The organism is Microbulbifer sp. 2205BS26-8 (assembly GCF_030731025.1).
Taxonomy (GTDB): Bacteria; Pseudomonadota; Gammaproteobacteria; order Pseudomonadales; family Cellvibrionaceae; genus Microbulbifer; species Microbulbifer spongiae.
Genome location: NZ_JAVAMR010000103.1, coordinates 1 through 2,430 on the forward strand (window position 1 = coordinate 1; position 2,430 = coordinate 2,430).

The 2,430-nt window shown below is 45.2% G+C and carries 3 protein-coding genes and 1 pseudogene; 3 read left to right on the forward strand and 1 reads right to left on the reverse strand.

The window, feature by feature from the left end:
• Positions 1 to 291: 291 nt before the first annotated feature.
• The gene (locus tag Q5Y71_RS16610; RefSeq protein ID WP_306043197.1) at positions 292 to 744 is read left to right on the forward strand and encodes a hypothetical protein; all 453 of its coding nucleotides are present in this window, start codon (positions 292 to 294) and stop codon (positions 742 to 744) included.
• Between the two features lie 157 nt (positions 745 to 901).
• Positions 902 to 1,660, forward strand: coding sequence for a hypothetical protein (locus Q5Y71_RS16615; protein ID WP_306043198.1), 759 nt, complete (start codon positions 902 to 904; stop codon positions 1,658 to 1,660).
• Positions 1,661 to 1,859: 199 nt separating this feature from the next.
• Here the strand turns inward: Q5Y71_RS16615 and Q5Y71_RS16620 are convergent, their stop codons facing one another.
• Entirely contained in the window at positions 1,860 to 2,246 is a 387-nt protein-coding gene (locus Q5Y71_RS16620; protein WP_306043199.1) for a hypothetical protein, read from the reverse strand.
• A 65-nt stretch (positions 2,247 to 2,311) separates the two neighbouring features.
• Here Q5Y71_RS16620 and Q5Y71_RS16625 point away from each other — a divergent pair.
• Positions 2,312 to 2,430 (forward strand): annotated as a pseudogene (locus tag Q5Y71_RS16625) (IS3 family transposase); the annotation flags it as partial.

The window sequence follows — 2,430 nt, forward strand, 5'->3', positions numbered from 1 at the left end:
GCCATCGCATTGATCTTCTTCTGAACCACATCCAATTTTAACTGCTTGGCCTTGCGCAAAAACCTCTTTTGCCAAAGAGATCTCCTTTCACTCTGTAGTGGTCAATTGTGCTCCGAAAGAGGGGGCAGAGATTGTACATTTTCAGAATCAATTAGTACGTTTGTGTGCCTAATTGGTGGGCTCAAGCTCATGTCAAGCCTAAAATATCTAGCCGAGTAGGGGATCTGGCCACTATATTTACTCAGGGAATAGTGGCCACAAAGATCACTGCCACTTTTATAGGTGAAATCCATGAAGCAATTTTCAGAGCTGGCAATAAAAATTCTTGCCGCATATTTTATTCTAGGCAACCTGGGAAATGCCTCACCGCTGCTTTTTGTGCCTGAGTTTTGGGAAAGCAAAGAGCTTGTGCCTACTGTACCATTTATTGCGATGTTGGCTGCTCCTATTGTCATTGGTATTTTTCTTTGGATATTGGCCCCCAATATAGCTCAGAAGATAATCAGCTCCTATGAAGGCGAAACAGCTATTTCCGAGCACGGCCTCATAATTGCTGGAACCTTCCTTATAGGCGTTTATTGGGCGTTGAGATCCATAGGAATTGTTATCGGTGAAATATCCACCAATGGATCTATAGATTACGGCAACATTGCAGTATTTTTAATTTCGTTAGTCCTGATTTTAGGGGGTAAATTTATTACATCTTTCTATCGTTGGCTACGAACTGCGGGCAGTGGAGTATAACCAAATAATTTAGAACATTGTGGAGTGTGCAGGGTTTTTTGATTTTTTGGGGAAAATCTAGAATCATTGAATCAATTGTTGTTATGCTGTTACTCCCTATTTTTTATTATATTATAGGGCGCATAAAGCCTTTCAATAAATTAGTCAAGGATCGATCATGAGATATCTAATTTCGGTATTTCTCTTTTACTGCTGCACTTTTGCACATGCTGGCGATGATTTTATATACATCTCTTTAAGTGGAGAGCTTAAAAAGATAGACAGTCAAGGGGTGTACCAAAATCCCGAGACGTATATTATTCACGATACCGCCGGCGGTCGGTATGTGTATGCAGGAACAATGGATATTGTGGCCTATGATGAGAAACGCCAGCCATATATGGCAAAGGCAAGCTGTTTTACTGCAGAGCTATGGCTTTCCCCGGACGTGCCCCCCTCTGAAGGCGCCTGGCTCCCTGGTAAAAGCTGCCAGGTGCAGGAGATCTCCAAAGACTTCAAGCCGCCTCAAGAGGGTGAACATGTTCCGGCTATACCCTTTGATTGGGATAAATGGGAAGCGGAAAATCTCCATTTAAAGGAAGAAAATAAAACTCTCCCCCCTAGCGCAAATCAAAAAAGTTCTCCAAATTTGTTTTGTAATAAATACGCGGGGTATGCACCCCCGCTGGTTTGGAGCCCTACTAGTGAAGTGGGCGGTCATCAAGGAGCGGCAAGCTTCAGGTTTACCGTTGACGTACTAGGTAGATTAACAATTGTAGAGCATGCGCTAAGGTACTTTTCACCGCGTAGGTGGGTGACGACTCGTTGGTTTGGTGAGAGCACAAAGCAGATCACTACCGGAAACGCAGTGGCATCGTTCTATATTAAACATACGGGAGATCCTTATGGGTCCTCAGTAGTTGTAGAAGTCTGCTGAAATACGCGATTTTCATCCCAAGCCAGCTTTATAGCTGGCTATTTATCTCTTTTATTTTGGTGCAAATCTGGTGCAGCACCGCAAGGAACTGAAGCGATTCCTCCTCAGTTACGCTCGCTCACAGCTCTCCACTATCACCATGAACTGCTGAACATAGAATTCAGGGAATAGCAAAGGGTGGGATCTACAAGCTATTGGTTTAGCTGGCAGTCAATTCAGCCTTATATATCCCGAACTCATTTTCCAGAACAAACCAATATTCAGCACCCTGCCCGAGATACATGGCGGGCAGATGGCCAAATCTGTCTACCTTCAATGGCTGTGCATGGATTAACTGAAAGTTCGAATCTGCATAGACATCAACGGAAAGATCAGTTCCGGCGGCATAGACGCGTATCCGCCATCCTGGCTGGATGATGGCGCCGTGGCTTAACTCATCCATCGAGGGGAAGGTAAATCGCTTCTGAGAGCCAATAGCCGGAGCTATCTGTAGCGCTTGGTCTTCACCCAGGATAGTATCCACAAACAGTAGCGGCAGCGCTTCAGCAGTCTCCTGAACAATCTCTACAGGTGCAATTAGCATCATACCGCCTTTGGTCCACCCCCCTTGAAGTGGTCCACCCGTATAATTAGGAGACGGAGGACTAAACCATGGGAATCAAACATCATAAGCCGGAAGAAATTATCACGAAGTTACGGCAGATTGAGGTGCTCTGCGGTCAGGGAATGCCCCGTTTGGATGCGATACGCCAGATGCAGACTGAGCAGAC

Bases quoted from the DNA above. Each gene is read 5' to 3' on its own strand.
- Q5Y71_RS16620 (WP_306043199.1), bottom strand. From the start codon at position 2,246: ATGATGCTAATTGCACCTGTAGAGATTGTTCAGGAGACTGCTGAAGCG.
- Q5Y71_RS16615 (WP_306043198.1), top strand. From the start codon at position 902: ATGAGATATCTAATTTCGGTATTTCTCTTTTACTGCTGCACTTTTGCA.
- Q5Y71_RS16610 (WP_306043197.1), top strand. From the start codon at position 292: ATGAAGCAATTTTCAGAGCTGGCAATAAAAATTCTTGCCGCATATTTT.